Origin of the sequence: Nocardia jejuensis NBRC 103114 (genome assembly GCF_001613145.1) — a bacterium.
Lineage (GTDB): Bacteria > Actinomycetota > Actinomycetes > Mycobacteriales > Mycobacteriaceae > Nocardia > Nocardia jejuensis.
In genome coordinates this window covers 186,500-211,958 of sequence record NZ_BDBU01000024.1, presented here as the reverse complement: position 1 = coordinate 211,958, position 25,459 = coordinate 186,500, and the positions used below count along the sequence as shown (strand labels likewise).

At 68.3% G+C, this 25,459-nt stretch carries 22 protein-coding genes; 13 read left to right on the top strand and 9 right to left on the bottom strand.

The features are described from left to right. Positions 1–5: 5 nt before the first annotated feature. From NJ1_RS20025 to NJ1_RS20010, 4 genes are all read right to left on the bottom strand, one after another. A complete protein-coding gene (locus NJ1_RS20025) occupies positions 6–317 on the bottom strand; it encodes a PE domain-containing protein (protein WP_067696531.1) in 312 nt (103 codons plus the stop codon). Between the two features lie 101 nt (positions 318–418). Continuing rightward, complete coding sequence (locus NJ1_RS20020; RefSeq protein ID WP_067696528.1) at positions 419–772, bottom strand: metallopeptidase family protein; 354 nt, start codon at positions 770–772, stop codon at positions 419–421. A 49-nt stretch (positions 773–821) separates the two neighbouring features. Beyond that, complete coding sequence (locus NJ1_RS20015) at positions 822–1,964, bottom strand: septum formation family protein (RefSeq protein WP_084478532.1); 1,143 nt, start codon at positions 1,962–1,964, stop codon at positions 822–824. A gap of 187 nt (positions 1,965–2,151) precedes the next feature. Further along, on the bottom strand, positions 2,152–3,747 hold the full coding sequence (locus NJ1_RS20010) for a GMC family oxidoreductase (protein ID WP_067696522.1): 1,596 nt from the start codon (positions 3,745–3,747) through the stop codon (positions 2,152–2,154). Between the two features lie 287 nt (positions 3,748–4,034). On the opposite strand from NJ1_RS20010, the gene serS reads away from it, so the two are divergent. The 3 genes from serS to NJ1_RS19995 all read left to right on the top strand — a co-directional run bounded on the left by serS (position 4,035) and on the right by NJ1_RS19995 (position 8,670). Further along, positions 4,035–5,297, top strand: coding sequence for a serine--tRNA ligase (serS, locus tag NJ1_RS20005; RefSeq protein WP_067696519.1), 1,263 nt, complete (start codon positions 4,035–4,037; stop codon positions 5,295–5,297). A gap of 146 nt (positions 5,298–5,443) precedes the next feature. After that, complete coding sequence (locus NJ1_RS20000) at positions 5,444–7,237, top strand: putative bifunctional diguanylate cyclase/phosphodiesterase (RefSeq protein WP_245717477.1); 1,794 nt, start codon at positions 5,444–5,446, stop codon at positions 7,235–7,237. 125 nt (positions 7,238–7,362) lie between these two features. Then, positions 7,363–8,670 carry an MFS transporter gene (locus NJ1_RS19995; protein ID WP_067696514.1) on the top strand — a complete coding sequence of 436 codons (1,308 nt, stop codon included), beginning with the start codon at positions 7,363–7,365 and terminating at the stop codon, positions 8,668–8,670. Here NJ1_RS19995 and NJ1_RS19990 read toward each other — a convergent pair. Then, a complete protein-coding gene (locus tag NJ1_RS19990) occupies positions 8,622–9,329 on the bottom strand; it encodes a hypothetical protein (protein WP_157574100.1) in 708 nt (235 codons plus the stop codon). The genes NJ1_RS19995 and NJ1_RS19990 overlap by 49 nt on opposite strands. 292 nt (positions 9,330–9,621) lie before the next feature. On the opposite strand from NJ1_RS19990, the gene NJ1_RS19985 reads away from it, so the two are divergent. The 3 genes from NJ1_RS19985 to NJ1_RS19975 all read left to right on the top strand — a co-directional run bounded on the left by NJ1_RS19985 (position 9,622) and on the right by NJ1_RS19975 (position 12,214). After that, the gene (locus NJ1_RS19985) at positions 9,622–10,584 is read left to right on the top strand and encodes a DMT family transporter (protein WP_067696800.1); all 963 of its coding nucleotides are present in this window, start codon (positions 9,622–9,624) and stop codon (positions 10,582–10,584) included. A 107-nt stretch (positions 10,585–10,691) separates the two neighbouring features. After that, the gene (locus NJ1_RS19980; RefSeq protein ID WP_169813173.1) at positions 10,692–11,723 is read left to right on the top strand and encodes a MauE/DoxX family redox-associated membrane protein; all 1,032 of its coding nucleotides are present in this window, start codon (positions 10,692–10,694) and stop codon (positions 11,721–11,723) included. Positions 11,724–11,875: 152 nt separating this feature from the next. Further along, positions 11,876–12,214 carry a BP74-related protein gene (locus tag NJ1_RS19975; protein WP_067696505.1) on the top strand — a complete coding sequence of 113 codons (339 nt, stop codon included), beginning with the start codon at positions 11,876–11,878 and terminating at the stop codon, positions 12,212–12,214. 69 nt (positions 12,215–12,283) lie between these two features. On the opposite strand, the gene NJ1_RS19970 is transcribed toward NJ1_RS19975, so the two are convergent. Beyond that, positions 12,284–13,822, bottom strand: a complete 1,539-nt coding sequence (locus NJ1_RS19970) for a Rieske 2Fe-2S domain-containing protein (RefSeq protein ID WP_067696502.1) — start codon at positions 13,820–13,822, stop codon at positions 12,284–12,286. A 184-nt stretch (positions 13,823–14,006) separates the two neighbouring features. On the opposite strand from NJ1_RS19970, the gene NJ1_RS19965 reads away from it, so the two are divergent. Continuing rightward, positions 14,007–14,750 (top strand): lysophospholipid acyltransferase family protein, encoded by a 744-nt coding sequence (locus NJ1_RS19965; RefSeq protein ID WP_067696499.1) that lies wholly within the window; start codon positions 14,007–14,009, stop codon positions 14,748–14,750. Positions 14,751–15,008: 258 nt separating this feature from the next. Here NJ1_RS19965 and NJ1_RS19960 read toward each other — a convergent pair whose 3' ends face one another. Continuing rightward, entirely contained in the window at positions 15,009–16,358 is a 1,350-nt protein-coding gene (locus NJ1_RS19960) for an ammonium transporter (RefSeq protein ID WP_067696496.1), read from the bottom strand. Between the two features lie 296 nt (positions 16,359–16,654). Here NJ1_RS19960 and NJ1_RS19955 point away from each other — a divergent pair, with 296 nt between their 5' ends. The 6 genes from NJ1_RS19955 to NJ1_RS19930 all read left to right on the top strand — a co-directional run bounded on the left by NJ1_RS19955 (position 16,655) and on the right by NJ1_RS19930 (position 23,949). Beyond that, the gene (locus NJ1_RS19955; protein WP_067696493.1) at positions 16,655–17,842 is read left to right on the top strand and encodes an NAD(P)/FAD-dependent oxidoreductase; all 1,188 of its coding nucleotides are present in this window, start codon (positions 16,655–16,657) and stop codon (positions 17,840–17,842) included. Between the two features lie 44 nt (positions 17,843–17,886). Next, positions 17,887–19,311, top strand: a complete 1,425-nt coding sequence (gene glnT, locus NJ1_RS19950) for a type III glutamate--ammonia ligase (protein ID WP_084478530.1) — start codon at positions 17,887–17,889, stop codon at positions 19,309–19,311. A 369-nt stretch (positions 19,312–19,680) separates the two neighbouring features. Then, positions 19,681–20,589 (top strand): class II glutamine amidotransferase domain-containing protein, encoded by a 909-nt coding sequence (locus NJ1_RS19945; protein ID WP_157574109.1) that lies wholly within the window; start codon positions 19,681–19,683, stop codon positions 20,587–20,589. After that, positions 20,574–21,263, top strand: coding sequence for a GltB/FmdC/FwdC-like GXGXG domain-containing protein (locus tag NJ1_RS19940; RefSeq protein WP_067696490.1), 690 nt, complete (start codon positions 20,574–20,576; stop codon positions 21,261–21,263). The genes NJ1_RS19945 and NJ1_RS19940 overlap by 16 nt, the downstream gene beginning before the upstream one ends. 104 nt (positions 21,264–21,367) lie before the next feature. After that, positions 21,368–22,687 (top strand): FMN-binding glutamate synthase family protein, encoded by a 1,320-nt coding sequence (locus tag NJ1_RS19935; protein ID WP_067696795.1) that lies wholly within the window; start codon positions 21,368–21,370, stop codon positions 22,685–22,687. After that, positions 22,684–23,949 (top strand): allantoate amidohydrolase, encoded by a 1,266-nt coding sequence (locus NJ1_RS19930; RefSeq protein WP_067696487.1) that lies wholly within the window; start codon positions 22,684–22,686, stop codon positions 23,947–23,949. Before NJ1_RS19935 ends, NJ1_RS19930 begins: the two co-directional genes overlap by 4 nt. Before the next feature lie 12 nt (positions 23,950–23,961). Here the strand turns inward: NJ1_RS19930 and NJ1_RS19925 are convergent, their stop codons facing one another. Continuing rightward, positions 23,962–24,618, bottom strand: coding sequence for a helix-turn-helix domain-containing protein (locus tag NJ1_RS19925; protein WP_067696484.1), 657 nt, complete (start codon positions 24,616–24,618; stop codon positions 23,962–23,964). A gap of 166 nt (positions 24,619–24,784) precedes the next feature. After that, complete coding sequence (locus tag NJ1_RS19920; RefSeq protein WP_067696481.1) at positions 24,785–25,459, bottom strand: hypothetical protein; 675 nt, start codon at positions 25,457–25,459, stop codon at positions 24,785–24,787.

Sequence of the window (25,459 nt, the reverse complement as noted above, 5' to 3'; positions counted from 1 at the left end):
TTCCCCTACACCTGGATGGCCGCGATGCCCGCGGCGCGCACGGCGTCCTGGATCAGGTACTGGGCGAGCTGACCGCGCAGCGTGGCCGCGGCATGGTGTAGCTCGAGCACGCCCTGGGCGATCGCTCGATCATGGCTGATCGCAGCCTGATTGAAGTGCTCGGCCGCCAGGAGCGACACCTCTTCGGTGCCGGAGGGGATCACATGGGTGGCGGGGGCGCTGATCGCCGAGGCCGCCGCGAGACGTTCGGCCAGCAGGTCTAGTTCCAGCGCGGCGGCGAGAATCACCTCGGGCTGCACGAGGACATGGCCGACCATGGTCGAACTCCCTTCCTACGGATTCCCCACCTTCGACGGCCTTTCAGGGCCTCTGTGAAGATTGGACGCAGGGAGTCGCCGGTTGGTTCCCGGCGTCCCGATCAGCCCCATCCCAGCTGGTGGAGGCGATCGTCGTCAATCCCGAAATAGTGCGCGATCTCGTGAATCACGGTGATAGCCACCTCTTCCACCACCTCTTCTTCGCTGCGGCACATCTCGAGGATGGCGTCGCGGTAGATGGTGATGGTGTCCGGCAGGGCGCCGCCGTAGTGGCTGAAATCCCGGTTGGTGAGCGCGATCCCGTGATAAAGCCCCAGCAGATGCGGGTCGTCCTGACTGCGCGGTTCGATGAGCACGACAACGTTGTCGATGGCCTTGGCCAATTCGGGCGGGATCATGTCGAGGGATTCGCCGACGAGTTCCTCGAAACGGTCGTCGGACATGTGCACGGGCATGGTGTCTACAGGTCCCGTGCCGTCCCGGATATTTCCCCGCCCGCCCGGATCATCGCGGCTGCGGGATGACCGGCGGCGCGGCGCCCGGCAGCGGCTGCGGGGTGGAGCGGCCGTTGTTCGGCGGCGGCACCGGAGCCTGCCCGTCGACCAGGATGTCTCCGCGCGCCGAACCGGTGATTGTCGCGAAGCCGGACTGGTCCGCGCCCTTGCCGACCATGCAGTTCAGGCTCTTGCTCCCGGACAGCCAGCTGCGCGCGTCGAGGAAGTCCCAGAACAGGGTCAGCGTCTTGTTGCGGAGCGTGTCGGGCGAGCCGAGATAGTCGGTGGAGTCCTTGGCGCACTGGTCCTCCATGAACCGATCCTGATCGTCCTTGGACGGCGGGCCGCTCGGGAACTGACCGGACAGGTCCACGGTGGAGACGATCTCGAAGGCGTGCGGCGAGGTGCAGTCGATCGGATCGGTGGGCAGGCTGCGCGCGATGCCGATGCAGGTGCCGGTGTCGTACACCTTCGACTGGTTGGTCCCCTGCACGCTGCCGCTGATCGGATGGGTGGCCGTGCCCTGGCTGCCGGTGACCTGCAGTCCGCAGCGCAGGGTGCGCTCCCCGGCCTTCCATCCGGCTTCACCCGGATTGATCAGGCCGACCACGAATTTGCCGCGCGGGTCGAACTTTCCGCCGAGGTAGGACTGGGCGGCGCTGACGCAGTGCTCGTCGCGCAGTTCGGAGAACCGCAGCGAATCGGGGAACCGCGAGCCGGGCCCGAATTCCTTGCCCGGGTACTTGCTCAGATCGACATCTGCGGTGACCTCGAACAGGTGCTTGCTGCCGCAGTCGACCTTGACCAGATCGCTGGCATTGGATTTGGACCAGCTCAGGCAGTCGCCCTGTTTGGCGGTGCCGAAGGCCGCGCCCGCCACCGCCCCGGTCGGTTGTGCCCCGCCGGGGTTGTGCGCCTCCACCCGCCCGGAGTCGAATCCGGACAGCAGCAGCGTGATCAGCGCGGCCACGACCGCGCCCACCGCGACGGCGAGCAGCCCCCAGCGCAGCGTCGGCGCGGACAGCGGATTGTCCTTGCCGAGGGAACCACCGCGCAGGGCGGACAACCGCCCCGCACCCTTGGCGTCCTTGGACCGCGAACGGCCACGCTGGGGGGTGGGCTGCTGGCGCGGAGGCAACTGTTGGTCGGACATCGCGCTCCATCATTGCAGCGCGGCCCGCCCCTCGCCACGAGACGCCCCTGAGCCGGGCCGAATCAGGCCGTGCTGAATCAGACAGTGCCCGATTCAGCACTGCCCGATGCGGCACTGCTCGATCAAGGCGGGGCTCGATTAAGGCAGGGCCCGAATCAAACCGTGCCCGATTCAGACCGCCCCCGATTCAGTGAGCCTGCTGAATCAGGTCGGCGGCCTTCTCCCCGATCAGCACCGCGGGCGCGTGGGTGTGCCCGCGCGTGATCATCGGCATGACCGAGGTGTCCGCGATCCGCAGCCCTTCGATTCCCCGAACGCGCAGTTCGGGATCCACGACTCCGGTGTCGTCGGTGCTCATCCGGCAGGTGCCGACCGGGTGGTACAGCGTGTGCGAGTGGTCGTCGATGCAGCGGCGCAGCACCTCGTCCATCGGCGTATCGGACGGCACCGGCGGCTGCATGATCTCGCCGATGTGTTCCTTCAGCGACGGCTGCGAGGCCAGTTCCACGCAGATCCGCAGCCCGGCGAGCAGGGCCGCGCGGTCCTCGGGCTCGGTGCAGTAGCGCGGATTGATGCGCGGCGCGGTGAACGGATCCGAGGAGGCGAGGGTGATGCTGCCGATCGAGTACGGCTTGAGCAGCACCGCCGCGAAGGTCAGCGCGTGTGCGTCCGGATCGCCGAGTCCCTCCGCGAGATACGGGGCGGGCGCGAAGATCAGTTCCAGATCCGGGAGCGCGAGTTCGGGCCGGCTGCGCACGAATCCGTACGCCTCACCGACATTGGAGGTGAGCTGCCCGCGTCGCCGGATCAGATAGTTGGCGAGTTCGGGCAGGCTCTTGTCCGCGCCGTAGAGGCTGCCGCCGGTGGTCCGGTAGACGATGGGCGCGGCCAGGTGATCGCGCAGATTGCGACCCACCTCCGGAAGTTCCTGCAGCACCGGGATTCCCAGATCCTGCAGCTGATCCGCGTCGCCGATCCCGGACAGCATGAGCAGCTGCGGCGTGTTGATCGCCCCACCGGACAGGATCACCTCCCGCTTGGCGTGCAGCTGCTTGATCTCCCCGGCGACCGAGTATTCGACGCCGACGGCCCGCTTGCCCTCGAACAGCACGCGGGTCACGTGGGCGTCGGTGATGATGGTGAGATCGCGCTGCCGCTGCAGCGCGGGCCGCAGGTAGGCGTCGGCGGTGCTCCACCGCGCGCCCCGCTTCTGCGTCACCATGGTCTGGCTGAACCCTTGCGGCTGATCGGAATTCGCGCGCTCGAGCGGATATCCGGCTTCGGCCGCGGCCTGAAGGTAACTCTGGGTGATGGGCCGCGGGCTGCGCTGGTTGGAAATGTGCAGCGGCCCGTCCACGCCCTCGCCGGGCTCGCTCGCGCCCTCGACGGTCTCCATTCGCTGGAAGTAGGGCAGCACCTGTTCGAAGGACCAGCCGGGTCCGCCGGACTTGGCCCATTCGTCGTAGTCGGCGGCGAATCCGCGCACCCACATCATGGCGTTCATGGACGAGGAGCCGCCGAGCATCTTGCCGCGCGGCCAGTAGACCTCGCGGTCGGCGAGGTCCGGCTGCTTCTGGGTGCGGTAGTTCCAGTCGTTCGGACCCTCGAAGAGCTGGGCGAATCCGGCCGGGATGTGGATGAACTTGTCCTTGTCGGTGCTGCCGGCCTCGATCACCGCGACGCTGGTGCCGAATTTCTCGCTCAGCCTCGCGGCGACCGCTGCGCCCGCTGATCCGGCTCCCACGACGATGAAATCGACTGCGCTCGGGGTGTATTGGGGCATGGAGACTCCTCAGTGAGAACTTCGCCGAGCGGCGCTCATGCCCATCACTATGGGTGGCGCGGCGCGCGAGCACCACCGATACGGGTGAATCCGACGGAATCCGGGTGCGGTATTTCGCCTCGACCGGCGGTCACGGACCCCGCCCCCGGGCGGCCCGGGCGTTCGTCGGTGCGAGGCCGGGCCGAGCCTCGATCGAGGCCCGGGCCGCGCGAGCGCGGGGCCCGCGCTCGCGCGACGGTCCGGGGCTGCGGAAATGCGGTGGCGCCCGCCCACTAGGCTTGTTCCCTATGATCGACCTTCGATTCCTGCGGGAGAACCCCGACGTCGTCCGTGCGTCGCAGCGGGCTCGTGGCGAGGACCCGGCCCTGGTGGATGCCCTGCTCGAGGCGGATGCGGCCCGTCGCGCGGCCGTCGCGAACGCCGACGGGCTGCGGGCCGAGCACAAGGCCGTGGGCAAGAAGGTCGGCAAGGCGTCTCCGGAGGAACGGCCGGGGCTGCTGGCGCAGGGCAAGGAACTCTCGGCGAAGGTGGCCGAGGCCGAGGCCGCGGAGAACGCCGCGGACGCGGTGCTCGATGCCGCGCAGCGCGCGCTGTCGAACGTGGTGCAGGAGGGCGCTCCCGCGGGCGGCGAGGACGATTACATCGTGCTCGACACCATCGGCACGCCCCGCGAGTTCGATTTCGAGCCGAAGGATCACCTGGAGCTGGGTGAGTCGCTGGGCATCATCGATATGGAACGCGGCGCGAAGGTCTCGGGCGCGCGCTTCTACTTCCTGACCGGTTACGGCGCGCTGCTGCAGCTGGGTCTGCTGCAGCTGGCCGCGCAGCGCGCGACCGCGAACGGTTTCACCATGATGATCCCGCCGGTGCTGGTGCGCCCGGAGATCATGGCGGGCACCGGTTTCCTGGGTCAGCATTCGGCCGAGATCTACCACCTGGAGGAGGACGACCTCTACCTGGTCGGCACCTCGGAGGTCCCGCTCGCGGGCTACCACTCGGGCGAGATCCTGGATCTGGGCGAGGGCGCCAAGCGCTATGCCGGGTGGTCGTCGTGTTTCCGTCGCGAGGCAGGCAGCTACGGCAAGGACACCCGCGGCATCATTCGCGTGCATCAGTTCGACAAGGTCGAGATGTTCGTCTACACCCGTCCCGAGGACGCGGACGCGGAACATCGGCGACTGCTGGGCTGGGAGCAGGAGATGCTCGCCGCGATCGAGGTCCCCTACCGGGTGATCGATGTCGCGGCCGGTGATCTGGGCAGCTCGGCCGCCCGCAAGTTCGACTGCGAGGCATGGGTTCCGACCCAGCAGACCTACCGCGAGCTCACCTCCACCTCGAACTGCACGACGTTCCAGGCCCGCCGCCTGAACGTCCGCTACCGCGATGAGAACAACAAGCCCCAGACCGCCGCGACCCTCAACGGCACCCTGGCCACCACGCGCTGGATCGTCGCCCTGCTGGAGAACCATCAGCAGGCGGACGGTTCGGTTCGGATCCCCGCAGCCCTGGTGCCGTTCGTCGGCAAGGAAGTTCTAGAACCGAAGAAGTGAGAACGTCAGCGCCGCGAACCAGCCGAAGCGAACCGAAGGCAAAAACGGGCCCAGCGTTTAGGCTGGGCAGCGTGCGAGGAATCGGGTCTCGCGGCGATACCCGAACGCGGGTGCGGGCGGCGTCGGCGCTGGCGACAGCAATGGTCATGGCGAGGACCACCGGAGCGTTCTATGTCATGGGCGGGGTCCTTGGTCTGGTGATCACGGCCGTCGCTCCGGGCGAAGAGGGCAATCGACCGCTTGTTGGTGTCGCGGCGTTCGTGGCGTTGTTGCTGGGCGTGAGCCTGCTGATCTGGGGCCCGAGGCTGCCGCATTCGGTGCACCACGCCTATGTGGCGGCGGCGACGGTCCTGGTGACCGTTGCGGTGCACTGGTTTCCGAATACGGTCGGCGCGATCAGCCTGGCGGCCTTCTATGTCTTCGTCGCGACGGATGCGGCGATCTTCTTCGCCTGGCGCTGGCTGGGTGCGCATGTGGCCTTCGCGGTGGTGTGCTGCCTGTGGGTGGTGCCCTCGCGCGGGCTGCCGTGGTGGTCGGGCCTGATCCCGGCGGGCATCACGGTCGGAATCGGCATCGTGGTCGGCATTTTGACGCGGATGGCCTCGGACGCCGATATCGACACCCTCACCGGTCTGCTCAATCGCCGCGGTTTCGATCGGGCCCTGAACGCGGCCATCAGCCACGCGGCCCGCTCGGATCAGGCGCTGGCCCTGGTGCTGGTGGACCTGGACCGATTCCAGAAGATCAACGATCATCTCGGCCATCGCGCCGGTGACGCGGTGCTGCAGCGGGTGGGCGACACCTGGTCGAAGCTGCTCGCCCCCGATCAGCGCCTGGCCCGTTACGGCGGTGACGCGTTCGCGCTGCTGCTGCCGGGCACCACCGAGCAGGCCGCGATCCTGCTGACCGAGGAGTTGCGGGCCGCGGTGACCACCGGCTGTTCCGCGGGTGTGACCTCGTGGCAGCCGGGCGAGTCCGGTTCGCTGCTGGTCAGTCGCGCGGATGTGGGCCTGTACCGGGCCAAGCAGGCGGGTCGCAATCGCACGGTGCTGGAGTCGTCGCGGCAGTTGCCGCTGGCGGTGGAACTGCGCGAGGCGATCGATCAGGGCACCCTGGACGTGCAGTATCAGCCGATCGTGAGCCTCACCGACGGCGCGACCCGCGCGGTCGGGGTGGAGGCGCTGCTGCGCTGGTCCTCGAACGCGCAACCGGACGTGACCACCGAGGGTCTGATCCGGGTCGCGGAGGAATACGACCTCATCTCCGATCTGGACGAGCTCGTGCTGCGCCGCGCGTGCGCGGACGCGGCCCGCCTGCAGGAGACCTTCGCCCAGCTGGATCTGACGCTGAACGTGAACGTGTCCGGTCTCGAACTGGCCGAAACCGAGTACGCCGACCGGGTTTCCGGCATTCTCCGCGATACCGGCTGGCCCGCCGAGCAACTCGTGCTCGAGGTGACCGAGAGCGAACTGGCGGCCGAATCCGACACCGCCATCGCGAATCTGCACAAGCTGCGCGACACCGGCGTGCGCATCGCGATCGACGACTTCGGTACCGGCTATTCGTCGTTGAGCCGCCTGGCCACGCTGCCCAGCGACATCCTGAAGGTCGATCAATCCTTCGTGGCCTCGATTCGCTCCGATTCGCCCGCGCCGCCGCTGCTGGGCGTCATCGCGGCACTGAGCAAGTCGCTGGATCTGCAGGTGATCGCCGAGGGCGTGGAGACCGAATACCAGGCCGCGGTGCTGACCGAACTCGGTTTCGCCCTCGCGCAGGGCTACCACTACAGCGACTCGCATCCGGTGTCCGAGCTGATCAACGATCTGAACGACCGGCACGGCCTGGTGGGCGCGGCGCTGGGCGAGCACGAGCCGAACACCAACGGCTGGATCCCGATGGACAATCCCCTTGACGGTGGTCCCGGCGGAGGACGAGGCTGAGCGGTATGAGCCTGCTCGACTTCCGATGTTGATTCCCCAGCGCCCTCTGTAGCGGAGCACCCGGTGTTCGCCGCGTCTCGGGACGCGAGCCGGACCCGGTCCGTGGTCTCACCGCGCGTGCCGTCCTGTTCGCCCTGACGGCCGACCTGATCCCGTTCTATGCCCTGTACGCGCTGCTGTTCGCCGCGCACGGCCTGAACACCACCCAGATCTCCTCGCTGCTCGCGATCTGGTCCACGACCGCCTTCCTGCTGGAGATTCCCTCCGGAGCCTGGGCGGACACGGTGTCGCGGCGCGGCCTGCTGGTGCTGTCCGCCCTGCTGCTGACCGCGGGTTTCGGCGTGTGGACGCTGTTCCCGTCCTACCCCGGTTTCGCGCTCGGTTTCGTCCTGTGGGGCGCCTCCGGTGCGCTGCGCTCGGGAACGTTCGAGGCCCTGCTCTACGACGATCTCGCCGCGCGCGAGGCGACCAGCGCGTACTCGCGCGTCATGGGATACACCCGGGCGGCGGCCGAATCCGCCGCTCTCGTAGGCATTCTCGCGGCGGCCCCGCTCTATGCCCTGGGCGGCTACCCGCTGATCGGCTGGTCGAGTGTGGCGATCGCGGCGGTGCACACTCTCACGGCGCTGTCACTGCCCAGTGCGCCGAAGGTGGTGTCCGCGGGCGACATCGAGGATCTCGAGGATCTCGACGACACGGATCCCGCACGACTCCCGACGACGACCAGCGTGCCGAGCCCGAGTGGTGGCCGATCGCGCTATCGGGAGATGCTCCGCTCCGGTCTGCGGGAAGCGTTGCGGGTCCGGGTGATTCGCCGCGGGGTGATCCTGGTGGCGCTGCTGAACGGCATCACGGCGTTCGACGAGTACTTCGCGCTGCTGGCGGACCACGCGGGCGTCTCGCCCTCGATCTCGGCGCTGCTGGTGGGTGTGACGGTGGCGGGCGCGCTGGCCGGTGCGGCGCTGGCGGGCCGGACCGAGGCCGTCGCACCGCGCACCCTGGCGATCGCCCTGGGCGTCGGCGGCCTGTTGTTCATCGGCGGCGCGCTGCTCGCCGGACTGTCCACGGCGTTTCCACACGCGGTGTATCCGCTGACGGCGGTGGGCTTCTCGGCGATCGGCGTCGCGTACGGCATCGACTACAACGCCGACGTGGTCGCCTCCGCCCGGCTGCAGGACGCGATCGCGGGCCCGGCGCGCGCGACGGTCACCTCGGTGTCGGGTGTGGTCACCGAAATGGTGGCGCTGGCCGTATTCGCGTTCGTGGCACTGGTTACCGCGTGGCTGTCGATCCCGGTGGTGGTGGCGCTGCTGGGTGTGCCGATTCTGGTCACCGCGGCCCTGCTCCCGGTCTGGTTGCCGCGTCCCTCGCCGGAGCGGGAGTCTCACACCACCGAGGGCCGCCCGAGACTCGACCAGAGCACGCTGCCCTGAATCGCGAACCGTCGCGCGATTTCTCGTCGCGCCCGCTCTTCACCCATCGAGTTGTGCACACAGAAATGCGCTTCCGCGGCGGTCAGCAGTTTCACATTGATCAATCGCACCGGCGCGAGCGGCGCGTTCACGAATCCGGGGATCTCCCGGTCCATCAGCCCGAGCATCACCACCATCGACCCGTTCTCGTCGACGAAGACATCGCCGCCTTCGTCCGGCAATCGCGCATTCGACAATTCGATGGTGATCACCCCGAACTCCTCCACCATCTCCAGCACTTCGAATCCGTGCTGCGCCACCAGATTCGACACGGTCATCACCATCTGCCCGAGCCATGAAGTCGCGACCGTCATCGGGTTGCTGTCGGCCGGAACGTCGGGCGCGATCCCGAACACCTCCAACTCGTATCCGTTGGTGTATTCCCCGGTGTTCCAGCAGGTGGGGTCCGCCAGCCCACTGCTGGCCACCAGCACCGCGTCCTGCCGCCGTGCGATCACGTGCGCCTGCCGCAGCGCCGGCCAGGTCGGCCCGCCGACAAACGCCGGATTCAGCAGATGCGCAATAACATCCGAATCGAGCGTTCCCCACGAATTCCACGCCTCATCGAGCACATCCCAAGTCTCGGCGTCATGGATCTCGCCGATATCCGTACCACTCACTGCCATACCGTAACTGCCCATGTCCCACCGATCCGACTGTTACCCAACCAAATTCGCGCATCTCACATCGCGACCGCGGACTCGAGGCCCCGCGGCCGCGAAAAGACGTCGTCCGGTATGGGTTTTCCGGCCATCGCTTCAATTCCAGAACCGTGAGCACCTCGGCACGGACATCGATGTCTTCGGGAGGTGGCTCGACTCGGTTCATCGTCGATGAGCAGCATGAAATTACCGGTGAATTTCCGATCGCCGGTCGAGCCTCGCCGACGGGAATTGGCAGAATCGGGTGGTGATGCGGCGGCGAGTGGGATTGGTGCTCGGAGGAGCCATCGGCGCGGGTGTGGCGGTGCAGGCGCGGGTGAACGGGGCGCTGGGGGAGCGGCTGCACGACGGCGTCGGGGCGGCCGTGGTCAGCTTCGGCACCGGGCTGCTGCTGGTGGGCGTGATCTTCCTGGTGAGCGGCCGATTGCGCGCCGGGCTCGGGCAGGTCCGCGAGGCGCTCGCCGACGGGACCCTGCGCTGGTGGCAGCTGCTGGGTGGACTCTGCGGCGCGCTGTTCGTGGCCTGTCAGGGCCTGACGGTGGCGACCATCGGCGTCACGGCGTTCACGGTGTCGGTGGTGGCGGGCCAGCTGGTGAGCAGCCTGGTGGTGGATCGACTCGGCATCGGTCCGGGCGGGCGGACCGCGGTCACGGCATGGCGGGTGGGCGGCGCGCTGCTGGCCTCGGCCGCGGTGCTGCTGGCGGCCCTGGGCAGACCACGTGGCGTGAGCGAATCTTTGGCCGCGCCCGCGTTCTTCCGCGACGCACCCCCCGCCGTCCTGATCGCCCTGCCGATCCTGGCGGGGGTCGGGGTGGCCTGGCAGCAGGCCGTGAACGGCCGCGTGGGTGCGGTCGGCGGCCCGCTCTCGGCGACCCTGGCGAACTTCGTGACCGGGCTGGCGGGTCTGCTCGCGGTGGAGGCGCTGCTGCGGATCCACAGCGGCCTGCCGTCCGAATTGCCCTCGGCCCCGTGGCTTTACCTGGGTGGCGCGATCGGCGTCTTCTTCATCGCGCTGGCGGTCCTGGTGGTGCGCTGGATCGGCGTGCTGCTGCTGGCGCTCACCTCGGTGGCCGGCCAACTGCTGGCCGCGCTGGTCCTGGATGTGCTGGCGCCGACCGGGTCCACCCTCGCGCCGATGGCGGTGGCGGGTTGCGTGCTGACCTTCGCCGCCGTGGCGCTGGCGGCCCGATCACCCCGTCCGAACCCGCGATAGGACGCCATCACCGGCCCTATGGCGCGGAACAACCGCCCGGTTTGCGGTGAAAACTGTTCCCGGCATTCATGATTCGGGCGTCACGCCGGTGTGCGATGGTGCGAGACATGGCTATCGACTACGGGGTGTGGGTGGCGCGCTTGGGTCTGGCGGTCGTGTTCGGGCTGTCGGCGTTCGGAAAACTCGGTGACCTGTCCGGTGCCCGGAAGGCGGTGGGGGAGTTCGGCGTTCCGCTGCGCTGGGTTCCCGCGGTGACCTGGGTCCTGCCGATGCTGGAGGCGTCGATCGCGGTGGCCCTGCTGCCACGGTGGACCGCACCGTGGGCGGGGGCCCTCGCGGTGCTCCTGCTGATGGTCTTCACGCTCGCAGTGCTGCGACTGCTCCGCCAGGGAAAGCGGCCGGTCTGTTCGTGTTTCGGCGCGGTAGGCGCGACGCCGATCGGCCCGCGCACCCTGGTCCGCAACGGACTGATGCTCGCGCTGGCGGCGACGGTCACGGCGGCCTCGATCGCACGGCCGCGAGTTCCGGCCGCGCTCCCGGTGGACCACACCGTGGGCCTGACGATCCTGGCCGTCCTGGCGGGCTACCTGTTCTGGCTGACCGGCGAACTCCTGGCGCTGCGCCGCCGGCTCGATCAGCAGGTCCTGTCCACCCTCGGCGGTGAGGGTCTGCCCGTCGGCGCGGTGGCCCCGGAGTTCGAGTTGCTGCGCACCGGGGGCGGCCGAACGGATCTGGCGGAGTTGCTTTCTCCTGGCCGCCACCTGTTGCTGGTGTTCGTGCATCCCGGCTGCGAGATGTGTGCCGCCCTCGCGCGGGAGCTGCCGCGCTGGCGTTCGCGCACGTCCGAGGCCCTGACCATCGCGGTGCTCGGCAACGGCGACGTCGCCGAACATGCGGTCTGGGGCGAGCGGCAGGCACTCGGCGACATCCCGGTGCTGGTGCAGCAGGGCAACGAGGCGGCACTGCGCTACCGTGTACGCGGTACCCCGTCCGGCGTCCTGATCAGCGCGGACGGGAGGGTCGCGGCCCCGGTGGCGCGTGGCGCGATGGCGGTCCGGGATCTCATCGTCCAGGCCAAACGGACTGGCCTGCAATCAAATTCCCATGGAAACGGGCAAACGGTTCCGGAACCTCGGTGAATACTGCCCGGTTTGCGCAATTGCCTGCGACAAACGGTCCGGTCTTTTGAATCTTGTTGCCAGACAAGCAATTTCGAAACGAAGTGTAGTTAGCTGGACCTACCATCGAAAGCGCGGCTCCTTCACCCATCCCGTCAACCGAGGGAAATATCATGGCGGACTTCGCATTCACCGATTACTCCGGCAAGGAATTCGTAATCCGATTGGAGAATGAACAGCGTATTTCCGAAGCTCGGCGGATCCTGTCCGGCGAGGAGACCATGTCGATCCATGTCATGGGCAGAATCCGGAAGCAGCGCGCGGACTACAACCCGGGCTGGAGTTTCTATCTGGATCCGGACACCATCACCTTCTTCACCATGGCCATCGAGGTGTGCGATTCCAGCATCACCTACACCGAGGACCACCTGGACGAGGCGTGCGGCGCGTTCCTGCCGGGCTGCTTCTGGTGTCCGTGGTCGTCGCGCCTGACCAGGGAGATCAGCTCCTAGCGGGGCGCGGCGGCGTTGTTCTCCGGTCGGTGCGCCGCGCCGACCGGAGTCGCGTGTCCGGAAGAATGCTCAGAGCTTGCGCGAGCGCAGCTCGTGTCCCTTGGACGTCTTGCAGCGTCCCGATTCCAGATCCCACTGCCAGCCGTGCAGATTGCAGGTGAGGGTATTGCCCTCCACCACGCCGAATTTCGACAGGTCCGCCTTCAGGTGCGGGCACCGCCGCTGCACTTCCCAGCCTTCGAGTTCGGTGGAGGCCGAATCGTCGTGCGCCTCGTTGAACCAGCCGTCCGCGTACGCGATCCGCTCATCGGTGAGGCATTTGAAGAAGGTGTAGAGGAATTCGTTGTATCCGCCGACCCGCCAGGTGGTGAACCGGGTGGACAGGAAGATGGTGTTCACCCAGTCGGGCTCGTCGTCCCGCAGCACGGTGCGCACCAGCTGCGGATCGATCCGGAATCCGTAGCGGTACTTGCCTTCTCCCTCGACGACCGGGCGCACGGTGCGCGCCGGGAAGTCGAGTACGACGGTCTCCTCACCCATGACCAGTCCGACCGGATAGCCGATGCCGTCGCAGATGAGATCGCTCTGCGCCATGATCGGCTCGAAGAGTTCCTTCAGCTGCGGTAGCAGCGGCTCGTCTCCGGTTGCCCAGGAGGCCTTTTCGGCCGCGAGCACCGGAGCCATCCGCTCGGCCATGTCCTGGATGTACGCGGCCTTGTCGCCGTAGATGCTGTCCGGCACCACCGGGTGGGTGATGGAGGACAGCTCCTTGCCGCGCAGCTCGGCGACCGAACCCGGAATCATCAGCAGCCCACCGGCATTGCCGTGGATCTCCATCTGGTCCAGGAAGGTGATCTGGTCGGGGAAGATATTGCCTTCCTCGCCGCGATCGTCGTTCAGGTAGCGCAGTTCGTCGTCGAGGAAGACCGGCGGCCCGGCGGACGGCACCACCCAGGTGGCTCCGACCTGCTCGATGTAGGCCCGTGCCCGGTCCATGCCGCGCTGGCGCTTCTGCTTGCCGAAGTTGGCCTTGGTGCGCGCGGGGATGTCGTACACGGCCGGGTACCAGATGGCCCCGGAGTACTGCAGCAGGTGGATGTCCACGTGCCCGAACGCGTCGTGCAGCACGTCCATGTCCACGGGCCGGGCGTCGTTCATGTTGAAACAGACGGTCTCGCCGTCGGATACGACGATGCCGGAGTCGCCGATCGGCCCGTCGGCGGGCGCGCGCAGCGCGATGATCATGATCTCCAGATCACCGCCGGGCCCGGTCACGGTGTGCTTGACCGAATCCTCGGTCTCGAAGAACTTGTGGAAGCCCAGGGCCTCGAGTTCGCGCTTGAGATCCGGCACCGGATAGTCGGGCAGCAGGACCGTGGTGTCCTTGTTGATCTTCTCGGTCAGCAGTTTCGCGTCGAAATGATCGCGGTGCAGGTGCGAGACGTAGAGGAAATCACTGTTGCCGAGTTCATCCCAGTCCAGCTGGGTATTGTCGGGGAACGGGAACCACGATCCGAAATAGGCCGGGTTCACCCAGGGATCGCACAGGATCGTCCCGGCTGCCGTACGGATGTGGAATCCGGCGTGTCCGACGCTGGTGATCTGCACGAGCTATCTGCCTCCCTGACTGTTACCAGCCACCCAGAGTACTGGCTGCCCGCGGACGTCGCCGATGCAGTGACCCCCGGTGCCCGACTTCAAGGTAATTGTCTGTTTTACCCCGGAAATCCGGCGTTCCGGTGTTGTCTGGATCACTGGAAGTCGCGCGGCCAGCGACTAGGCTTCCGTGCTTGTGGAACCCGTCTACTTCCCGATCATCGGGCTGGCTCGCACCGTTTTCGCGCTGCAGGGCCTGAAGTTCACCGTCAACGGCGACGAAAACATCCCTGCGACCGGTGGGGCGGTCATCGCGATCAATCACACCGGCTACATGGACTTCACGTACGCCGGTCTGCCCGCGCGCACCTCGAAGCGCTATATCCGCTTCATGGCGAAGAAAGAGGTGTTCGACAATCCCGTGGGCGGCCCGATCATGCGGGCGCTCAAGCACATTCCGGTGGATCGCTCCGCCGGCGCGGATTCCTTCTCCGAGGCCGTGAACCGCCTGCGCCAGGGCGAACTGGTCGGCGTCTACCCCGAGGCCACCATCAGCCGCAGTTTCGAGCTGAAGGAATTCAAGTCCGGCGCCGCGCGGATGGCCATCGAGGCGAACGTCCCGATCATCCCGATGGCGATCTGGGGCGCACAGCGCGTGTGGACCAAGGGCCACCCCAAGCGCATGGGCCGCACCAACACCCCGGTGTCCATCGAGGTCGGCGCCCCCATCCAGCCGTACGAGCCCGCCTCGGCGCTGACCGAGGAACTGCACTCGACGATGTCGGCGCTGCTGCTCGAGGCCCAGAAGGATTACGTGCACGAGCCCGGCGGCTATTGGGTTCCGGCCCGACTCGGCGGAAGCGCACCGACCCTGGAGGAAGCGAACGCGCTGGACCGGGCCGAAGCGGAAGCGAAAGCCGCCCGCCGCTCGCAGAAGTAGGCGCGGCGCCGGCGCGGGGTGATCGCAGCTTCGCCGCGCAGGGCACTCGGCGCACCGCAATCCGCGCCCGGAAGCTTCTTCCGGGCGCGGATTTGCTGTATTGATCGCCCTGGAAGGGGCGTGCGGATGCGGTCCGGCATTCCCGCCCTGCCACACCCCTTCCAGAGCGGCGCACCGTCTTCCGGGTTCACGGAGGAGGGTGATCCCCCGGAACACAGTGCGGGTCTGGTGGTGCGGGTCCCGGTGGTGCGGCCGCCGTTATTCGGCCGCCGCCACCGCCCGGGTGGTGATGGCCTCCGCGGCCGCCACCGGATCGGCGGGTTCGCCGGTCTTGGCCGGGACGTCGAGATGATCGAGCACATAGGCGGTTTCGCTGTGCACGGCCAGGTCGAGCCCGCTCTCCTCGCTCTCGTCGTCGACGCGGATCCCGCCGAACAGCTGCAGTCCCTTGGCGATCGCGATCGTCATGACGAAGGTGTAGGCCAGCACGGCCAGCGCGGCGACCGTCTGCCGCCAGAGCTGATCGACGCCGCCGCCGTAGAACAGCCCGGCCACGCCGTTGGGCGCGCCCGGATCGGCGAGGAAGCCGATCAGCACGGTGCCGAGGATGCCTCCGGCCAGGTGAATGCCGACCACGTCGAGCGAATCGTCGAAGCCGAACCGGAACTTCAGTGACACCGCGAAGCAGCAGACCACGCCGGACAGCACGCCGACGATGAGCGCGCCGAGCGGCGAGACCGCTCCACAGGCGGGCGTGATGCCGACCAGCGCGGCGATCATGCCGGAGGCCGCGCCGAGGGTGGTGGCGTGGCCCTGGCGGAACTTCTCCACGACCAGCCAGCCGATCATGCCCGCGCAGGCGGCGGCGAGTGTATTGAGCACGACCACCGACGCGGCATTGCCCGCGGACAGCGCCGAGCCGCCGTTGAAGCCGAACCAGCCGAACAGCAGGATGCCCGCGCCCAGCATGGTCAGCGGAAGGTTGTGCGGCCGAGGGGGATTCGGGAAGACCTTGCGCTTGCCCAGGACCAGCGCGAGCGCCAGGCCCGCGATGCCCGCGTTGATGTGCACCGCCGTACCGCCGGCGAAGTCGATCGCCTTCAGATCGTTGGCGATCCAACCGCCCCGGACCGAGCCGTCCTTGCTGTCGAACGCGAAGACCCAGTGCGCGACCGGGAAATACACCAGCAGCGCCCAGATCCCGGCGAAGACCATCCAGGAGCCGAACTTCATGCGGTCGGCGACCGCGCCCGCGATGAGCGCGACGGTCAGTGCGGCGAAGAGCAATTGGAAGGCCGAGAACACCGCGGGCGGCAACCCGGGTGTCGTGGGCGCGTCCAGTAGTTTCTCGGATCCGAAGTACTCCAGCGGATCTCCGAGCAGTCCGGCCCCGCCGAGCGAGTCACCGAACGACGCGGAGTAGCCCACGACGATCCACAGCACGCCCACCACCGCGAGCGCACCGAAGATCATCATTGCCATATTGAGGGTGTTCTTGACGCTGACCATGCCGCCGTAGAACAGCGCCAGTCCCGCCACCATGAGCGACACGAGAGCGAATGCGGCGAGCATCCACGCGGTGTCGGCCGCGGCTACTGCTTGTTCCATCTTTCACCTGACCTTCAAGGGTTCCTCATCAGACGGCATTCCTGACAGGAATCACCGTTGCGTCGCAGTGAACCACCGTGGATGTTGCGCCGGGGTACGGCGCTGTGAAAGGTGGGTAAACCGGCCGTCGCGTTTGCTGAGTGTTCGCAGTGTTGGAGCCGGAAAATCGCGACACCGGCGCGTGACTTCCCGGTAATCGCGCCGACACAGATCCTTGGTTTCCTAACAATCAACAGTGATTCACAACAGAAGACGTTCACTGCTGAGACAGCCGATACCCGAGAAGAAGGTGCTTCATGACCGACACCGCCGAGTTCCTGATCATCGGCGGCGGCCTGGAAGGGCTCGCCATCGCATGGTCCCTGGCCGAACGCGGTGCCACCGACATCCTGGTGCTGGAGCGCGCCACCCTCTGCTCCGGCATGACCGGCAAATCCAGCGGCGTCGTGCGCTGCCACTACGGCGCACCCTCGCTGGCCGCCATGTCGTGGTGGTCGGTGCCGTTCTTCGAGAACGCGGCCGACATCCTCGGCGACGACCTGGGCTTCACCCAGTGCGGCTACGCGGTCGGCGTCGGCGCGGACAATCTGGAACCGCTGAAGGCGAATGTGGCCATGCAGCAGGCGCTCGGCATCGAGGTGGACCTCATCGGCCAGGACGACATGGCGCGGCTGTGGCCCGGTCTGCGGGTGGACGATTTCGCGGGCATCGCCTACGAACCGCGCGGCGGTCGCGGCGAGGCGTACCTGACCGGCATGGCATTCGCCACGGCCGCACGACGACTCGGCGTCCAGGTGCGCCAGCAGACCCCGGTCGCGGAGCTGCTCACCGCCGCCGGCCGGGTCATCGGAGCCAGGCTCGCCGACGGCGCCGAGGTGCACGCCGCGACCACGGTGCTCGCCGCCGGTCCGTGGACGCCCGCGCTGGCCGCCACCGCCGCAGTGCCGGTCGAGGTGAAAGCCCAACGCGCCCAGCTCATCCTGATCGATCAGGGTGAGCCGATGCCGCAGGTTCCGGTCCTGTCGGACCTGGCCAGCCTGCAGTATCTGTGCCGCGAACCCAACGGTGAACTGCTCGTGGGCAACAGCGACCACGCCGTTCCCGAGTACCTCGATCCCGACGACTTCGTGAACCGCGCCGACGCCGCCACCGTCGAGAAGGTCATCGGCAGGCTGGATCATCGGCTGCCGCACATGCCTGATCCGCGCGTGACCGGCAGCTATGTCGGCGCGTACGACGTCACCCCCGACTACAACCCGATCATCGGCCCGGCCCCCGTGCCCGGGCTCTTCCTGGCCACCGGCTTCTCCGGCCACGGGTTCAAGATCTCGCCCGCGGTCGGCGGTCTGGTGGCCGATCTGCTGCTGCACGGCCGCACCGATCTGCCGAACGTCGACGCCGCCGACTTCCGCTACGAGCGATTCGCGCAGGGCCGGCCGCTGCTGAGCCCGCACCCGTATGCCGGCGCCGGTGAAATGCGCTGACCTCCAACCCATCCGATGAACAGCCCGTTGTCCCAGGAGCCGACATGGCGATAGACACCAACGCGACCGTCACACCCATCAGCACGACCTATACCGGCGATCAGGGCCAGCTAGGGGAGCGGCATCCCAGCCGCGCCGGCCAGGGGATTCCCAGCCGCGCCGGCCAGGTGATTCCCAGCCTCGCCGAGCAAGCCGACGCCGCCGGAACCACCTTCGTACTGGCGGTTTTCACCACCCTCTCCGGCAAGCCCTGCGCGAAACTCGTTCCGGTACAGGCGATCGACCAACTGGCCCGGGACGGTGTCGGGTTCGCCGGTTACGCCGCGGGCATGATGGGCCAGCAGCCCCGGGATCCGGACCTGGTCGCCATTCCCGATCCGAGCACCTTCACCCCGATCCCGTTCGTGCGCCCCGGCCTGGCCATGGTGCACTGCACCCCGCACGTCGAGGGACAGCCGTGGCCGTTCGCACCCCGCGTCATCCTGCAGCGCACCCTGGCCGCGGCCGCTGATCGCGGCTACAGCGTCAAAGTCGGCGCGGAGATCGAATACTTCCTGGTGGACAAGGCCTCCGGGGGACTGACCACGGCTGACCCGTCCGATGTCAGCCTGCAGCCCTGCTACGACGCCCGCGACGTGACCCGCATGTACGACCACCTCGCCGAGGTCTCGCAGGCGATGAACACCCTCGGCTGGGGCAATTACGCCAGTGATCACGAGGACGGCAACGGCCAGTTCGAGCAGAACTTCGACTACGCCGACGCGCTCGTCACCGCCGATCGGGTGATCACCGCCCGCTACCTGCTGTCCGTGATCGCCGAAAAGCGCGGCATGAGGGCGACTTTCATGCCCAAACCGTTCACCGACCGCACCGGCACCGGCATGCACATGCACCTGTCGCTCTGGAGCGGGGACCAGCCGCTGTTCCCGGACCCCTCCGATCCGCGTGGTCTGGGCCTCTCACCCACCGCCTACGGATTCCTGGCGGGCATGCTCGACCACGCCTGCGGACTGCAGGGTGTCATCGCCCCGACGGTCAACTCCTACAAGCGAACCGGTGCGACCTCCACCGCCAGCGGCGCCACCTGGTCTCCCCGGCACGCCACCTACGGCGGTAACGACCGCACCCACTACCTGCGCGTCCCCGACCAGCATCGCGTGGAACTGCGCGGAGCCGACGGCTCCGCCAACCCCTATCTCGCCGGCGCCGCCGCCATCGCCGCCGGGCTGGACGGCATCGACCGCTCCCTCGATCCCGGGGCCCCCGGCGAACGCCGCGGCGACATGCTCCCCATGACCCTGGTGCACGCCATGGACGCCCTGGAATCGGACCCCGTGGTCACCGCCGCCCTCGACATCGCGGGCCCCGGCGTCGCCGCCTACTTCGCCCAGGCCAAGCGGGAAGAGTTCTTCACCTGGCACAACACCGTCTCCGCCTGGGAGATCGAGAACTACCTCACGGCCTTCTGATGCCGCGAAACAGGCTCTTGCCGAGCGGGTCTCGCCGAGCCGCCCGCAACTCCCGCCGACAGTTGTCCCCAACCCTGCACACCCATCCACAGGGCGCTCCGTACTTCGAAAGGTAGGTGATCACGAATGTGTGGAATCGTGGGTCTGCACCTGCGCGACCCGGCACTCCATCCCCAGCTGGGAGCACTCCTCACCGGCATGCTGGACCGGATGTGCGACCGCGGACCGGATTCGGCCGGCATGGCCGTCTACGGTGACCCGACCTGGTCACCCCCGGGCACGGTCACGGTCTCCCTCCTGGACTCCCCGCTCCAGGCCGCCGAGCTTGCCGAAAAGCTCACGGCCACACTGGGTATCCCGGTGACGGCCATGGACCTGACCCCGACCATAGTGCTGCACGCCCCGTCGGCGGATCTATCGCCCGAGGAGCAGGCGGGAACCGCGCTCTCCGTATCCCGCGCACCCTCGCCGGGGGCGGGGCAGGGGAGTGTTCCCGAGTTGTCCACAGGTCGCCCCGGGCCACCCGGGGAGTGGGGTGTCGCGCAGGGAGCTGCCCGGGATCCGCGTGTTCCACCAACCGCAGGGGTTCCGCAGGGAGCGGATTCCCTTGTGGAAGCTAGCGTCTCGACGCCCATCCCGGACGGTTCGTCGGCCGGGGTGCGGGTCGAGGATCTGGTGCGCGCGGTGCGGGAGGTGGCTCCGGGCGCTCGGGTGATCGGGTTCGGGTCGGATCTGGCCGTGTTCAAGGGAGTCGGCAATCCCACCGAACTGGCGCAGCGGTTCGGACTGCCGCGCGCGCAGGGCTGGCAGGGCGTCGCGCACACGCGAATGGCCACCGAGTCCGCCGTGACCGCCGAAGGCTCGCATCCGTTCTCGGTGGGGCCGGGCCAATGCCTGGTGCACAACGGCTCGTTCAGCAACCACATGAGCATCAAGCACGAATTGCAGCGCGCCGGAATCGAATTCGACAGCGAGAACGATACCGAGGTGGGCGCGCGCTTCGTCGCGCGGCAGCTGGCGCAGGGCGCCGACCTGGAGAAGTCGCTGCTGCTGCTCAACGACGTGTTCGACGGCTTCTACACCCTGCTGGTCTCGACCAGCGATTCGTTCGCCGTCGTGCGTGACGCCATCGCGTGCAAGCCCGCCGTCATCGCCGAGACCGACCGCTGGGTCGCGATGGCCTCGGAGTACCGCGCGCTGGCGGATCTACCGGGCGTCGAGCACGCCCGGATCTTCGAACCCGAACCGGAAGAGGTGTACGTATGGCGGCGATCGTGAGCGAGCGCACCGTCCTGGATGTGGCCGAATCCGGCACGCGCGCGGTCAATTCCGCGCTCGCGGACCGGAGCGGGCCGGTGCTGATCACCAATCCGCGCGGTGCGCACGCACTGGCCTGCGGGCTGGACGCAGCACTGGAGGTCACCATCGAGGGCCATGTCGGCTACTACTGCGCGGGCATGAACCAGCACGCCACCGTGACCATCGAGGGCAGCGCGGGGGTCGGCGTCGCGGAGAACATGATGTCCGGCGCCGTGCGGGTGCGCGGGGACGCCTCCCAGTCCGCGGGCGCGACCGCGCACGGCGGGCTGCTGGTCATCGAGAGCAATGCCGGTGCGCGCTGCGGCATCTCGATGAAAGGCGTCGACATCGTGGTGGGCGGCGATATCGGCCATATGAGCGCCTTCATGGGCCAGGCCGGACGCCTGGTCGTGCTCGGCAACGCCGGTGAGGCCCTGGGTGATTCGCTCTACGAGGCGCGCCTCTACGTGCGCGGCACCGTGGCCTCCCTGGGCGCGGACTGCGTGCGCAAACCCATGCGCGAGGAACACCTCGCCGAACTGCGAGAGCTGCTCGCCGCGGCCGGTTTCGACGCCGACCCCGCCGAATTCACCCGCTACGGCTCCGCTCGCGAGCTCTACCACTTCCACGTCGACAACGCCGCCGCGTACTGACCCGTTCCTCCGATCCGAACCGCTTGGTGCGCAACCGTTCCGCGCACCGGGCGCACGACCCCGGCGGGCTCCGCGACAGTCCGACCCGCCTCCAGGAGCCGACCATGACTTCCCCGAATCCCGCGCTACGCGAGTCCGCGACCTTCGATCGTCGCGCGATCGCCGAGATCCAGCGCGCCGCCGACACCGGCATCTACGACATTCGCGGCTGGGGCGCGAAACGTCCGCTCCCGCACTTCGACGACCTGCTGTTCCTGGGCGCGTCAATGTCCCGCTATCCGCTCGAGGGCTACCGCGAACGCTGCGACACCGACGTGGTCCTTGGTGACCGGCACGCGAAACATCCACTGCACCTCGATATCCCGGTCACCATCGCGGGCATGAGTTTCGGCGCGCTGTCCGGTCCCGCGAAGGAGGCCCTCGGCCGCGGCGCGAGCGCGGTCGGCACCTCCACCACCACCGGCGACGGCGGAATGACCCCCGAGGAGCGGGGGCAGTCCAAACACCTGGTCTACCAGTATCTTCCGTCCCGCTACGGGATGAACCCCGACGATCTGCGCAAGGCGGACGCCATCGAGGTCGTGCTGGGTCAGGGCGCGAAACCCGGTGGCGGCGGCATGCTCCTGGGCCAGAAGATCAGCGAGCGGGTCGCCGGTATGCGCACCCTTCCGCAGGGCATCGACCAGCGCAGCGCCTGCCGTCACCCCGACTGGACCGGTCCCGACGATCTCGCCATCAAGATCCTGGAGCTGCGCGAGATCACGCACTGGGAGAAGCCGATCTACATCAAGATCGGCGCCACTCGCACCTACTACGACGTCAAGCTCGCCGTGAAGGCCGGTGCCGACGTGGTCGTGGTGGACGGGATGCAGGGCGGCACCGCCGCCACCCAGGACGTTTTCATCGAACACGTCGGCATCCCGACCCTCGCCGCCATTCCCCAGGCGGTCCAGGCCCTTCAGGAACTGGGCGTGCACCGCAAGGTACAGCTCATCGTCTCCGGCGGCATCCGCACCGGCGCGGACGTGGCCAAGGCCATGGCCCTGGGCGCGGACGCGGTGGCCATCGGCACCGCAGCCCTGATCGCCCTCGGGGACAACAGCCCCCGCTTCGCCGCCCAGTACGAAGCGCTCGGTTCGGCCCCCGGCTTCTACGACGACTTCCAGGACGGCCGCGACCCCGCCGGCATCACCACCCAGGACCCCGGCCTGGCCGCGAACCTCGATCCCGTGGAGGCGGGCCGTCGCCTCGCCAACTACCTCCGCGTTCTCACCATGGAGGCCCAGACCCTGGCCCGGGCCTGCGGCAAATCCCACCTGCACAACCTCGAGCCCGAAGATCTGGTGGCCCTCACCGTGGAAGCCTCCGCCATGGCCCGGGTCCCCCTCGCCGGCACCAACTGGATCCCCGGAGCCCTCGCATGACCCGCGATCTCGAAACAGACGGTGCCGCAAAGGTGTTCGACCCACTCTGGGGCGAGATCCTCGAGGTGGGCCGTCACGCCGGCACCGGAGGGTATCGCCGGTACGCCTGGTCGGACGCGGATCTGACGCTGCGCGAATGGTTTCGGGGCTGCGCGACCGCGCGATCCATGGATCTGCAGGAGGACCGCAACGGAAACCTGTGGGCGTGGTGGCTGCCGCGTGACTGGGTCGGCGATCCGAAGGGCGCGTTCGTCACCGGTTCACACCTGGATTCGGTGCCGGACGGCGGTGCTTTCGACGGTCCGCTCGGCATCGTCTCGGCCTTCGCCGCCGTGGACCTGCTCCGGGCGCGCGGTATCGAACCGTCGATTCCCGTTGCGGTGGTGGCCTTCTCGGACGAGGAGGGCGCGCGATTCGGCGTCGCCTGCATCGGTTCCCAGCTCGCCACCGGCGCACTGGCCCCCGAACGCGCTCTCGGTCTCCGCGATATCGACGGAATCACGCTGGCGGAGGCCCTGACTCGTGCGGGCCGCGCCCCGGAACACCTCGGCGCGGACCCCACCCTCACCGACCGCGTGGCCGTGTTCGTGGAACTGCACATCGAACAGGGCCGGGCCCTGGACCTGGTGGACCGCCCCTTGGCCCTGGCCTCCTCCATCTGGCCGCACGGTCGCTGGGAGTTCGACTTCACCGGCGAGGCCAATCACGCCGGCGCCACCCGCCTGATCGACCGCCACGATCCCATGCTCGCCTTCGCCTCCACGGTTCACACGGCTCGCGCCGAGGCGGCGGCCCTGGACGCGGTGGCCACCTTCGGCAAGGTCCTGGTCGCACCGAACGGCACCAACGCCATCCCCTCCAGGGTCCGGGCCTGGCTCGATGCCCGAGCCGCCGACCAGCCCACCCTCGAAGCCCTGGTCGCCCGGATCACCGCCCGGGCTCGATCCCACGCCGCGGCGGACGGCATCGACCTGGAGATCCTGGCCGAATCCATCACGCCCATAGTCGATTTCCCCGAAGCCCCCCGAACCCGTCTGGCTCGATCCCTCGCCCACCTCGGCGACCTCCCCGTGATCCCCACCGCGGCGGGCCACGACGCCGGCATCCTGTCCGACACCATCCCCACCGCAATGCTTTTCGTGCGCAATCCCACCGGCGTCTCCCATTCCCCCGCCGAACACGCGGCCCCGGCCGACTGCCACACCGGTGCCTGCGCCCTGGCCGAGGTGATGACCGCCTGGATCACCGAACCCGCCCGGTAACCGTCGCTGTCACTACTCGACGTGGTTGTCGGGGTATGCGGTGATCGCCAGGAAGCGGATGGGGAGGCGGACCAGGTCATGGGGACCGTGCGGTGCTTCGCCGTCGAGCAGTAGCGTGTCCCCGGCGCGGAGGGTGTACTCCGAATCCCCGTGCCCGTAGACCATCACGCCCTCGAGCATGTACAGCAGCTCGGTTCCCGCGTGCTGGAACAGGGGGAACGTCTCGCTGGCCTCGGTCAGCGTGACCAGCACCGGTTCGAGTCGCTTGTGCTGCCCCCGCAGCGCTCCGAGCAATTCGTAGTGATGCCCCACCCGGGTCCCGCGCCCGACGATCGCCGATCCGTGCCCGGCCGGAGTGAACACCGCTTCCCGCGCGGTATCCGCGCCCCGGAACAGCGAGGTGACCGGTACATCCAGCCCGGCCGCGAGCCGCGCCAAAGTCGAAAGGCTGCACGAGGTCTGGGCGTTCTCGATCTTCGACAGCATGGCCTTGGAGATCCCGACCTGCGCCGCCATATCGCCGACGGACAGCCCGCTGGCCAATCGCAGCGCCCGGACCTGCTTCCCGATCACCCGCTCCAGATCCACCCCCGTGGGCGCGTCGGCCGGCACCTCCCGCTGCACCGGAGCAGGGTCACCGGTATCGCGAATTTCCGAACGGGCAGCCATACTCCGATCCTATCCGCCCGGTTTCCTCCCAGTTGACGCCGACCACCAGCTTGCGCTCGCCGCCGCGTGCACCGAATACCTCGACGCTGAACACCCGGTCGCCGAGGTGGTGTCGACGCCGGGCCGCCGCGCCCGACACCGGCGCTTCGCGGAACCGGCGCCCCGCTCAGCTCGGATCCGACCCGCGAACGGCTGCCAGCCAGGTGGCCACCGCAGCCCCGATCGTCGTAGCCCCCGCAAAAGCCATCGGCCCCCCACCGGCCACATACACCCACAGCAACCCCGCGAACGGACCCGCGATCGCCGACTGCGCATCCAGCAGCAGCCGCCGCCCGAACGACGCTACGTGCGCCGCCGTCGCCGCGGCCTGTGCGTCCGGCCTGCTCGGATTGTCGATCAACCGTCCCGCCGGCTCGGTAGCGCGCACCCGTCCCGACGGATACACCCGCTGCTCACCGATATACACACCGCGCCCGGACAATTCGGCCGACGCCTGCGTCAACCCCACCAGCGCCGGGTCGAAATACACCGGCAGCCACCGATTCCGCCCGCCGACGCCGAACTCCAGCCACGACCGGCTCACCAGCCGATGCTGCTGCCGCACCCGCCGAACAGCGACGCTCCGCGCACCCTTCCCCACCGCACCCGCGCTCGCGTCCGCACTCCCCGCGGACACCACCCCGAACGCGACCGCCCCCCGAAACCCGCTGTACCCCAGCACGACCAGCACCACCGCCCCGACCATCCCCACCTGCTCCGAATCGCAGAACGGCGCCCAGGCGACACATATCGCCAGGGCGCCGATCGTCACGATCACCGGATAGGCCAGGGGATGGCCCAT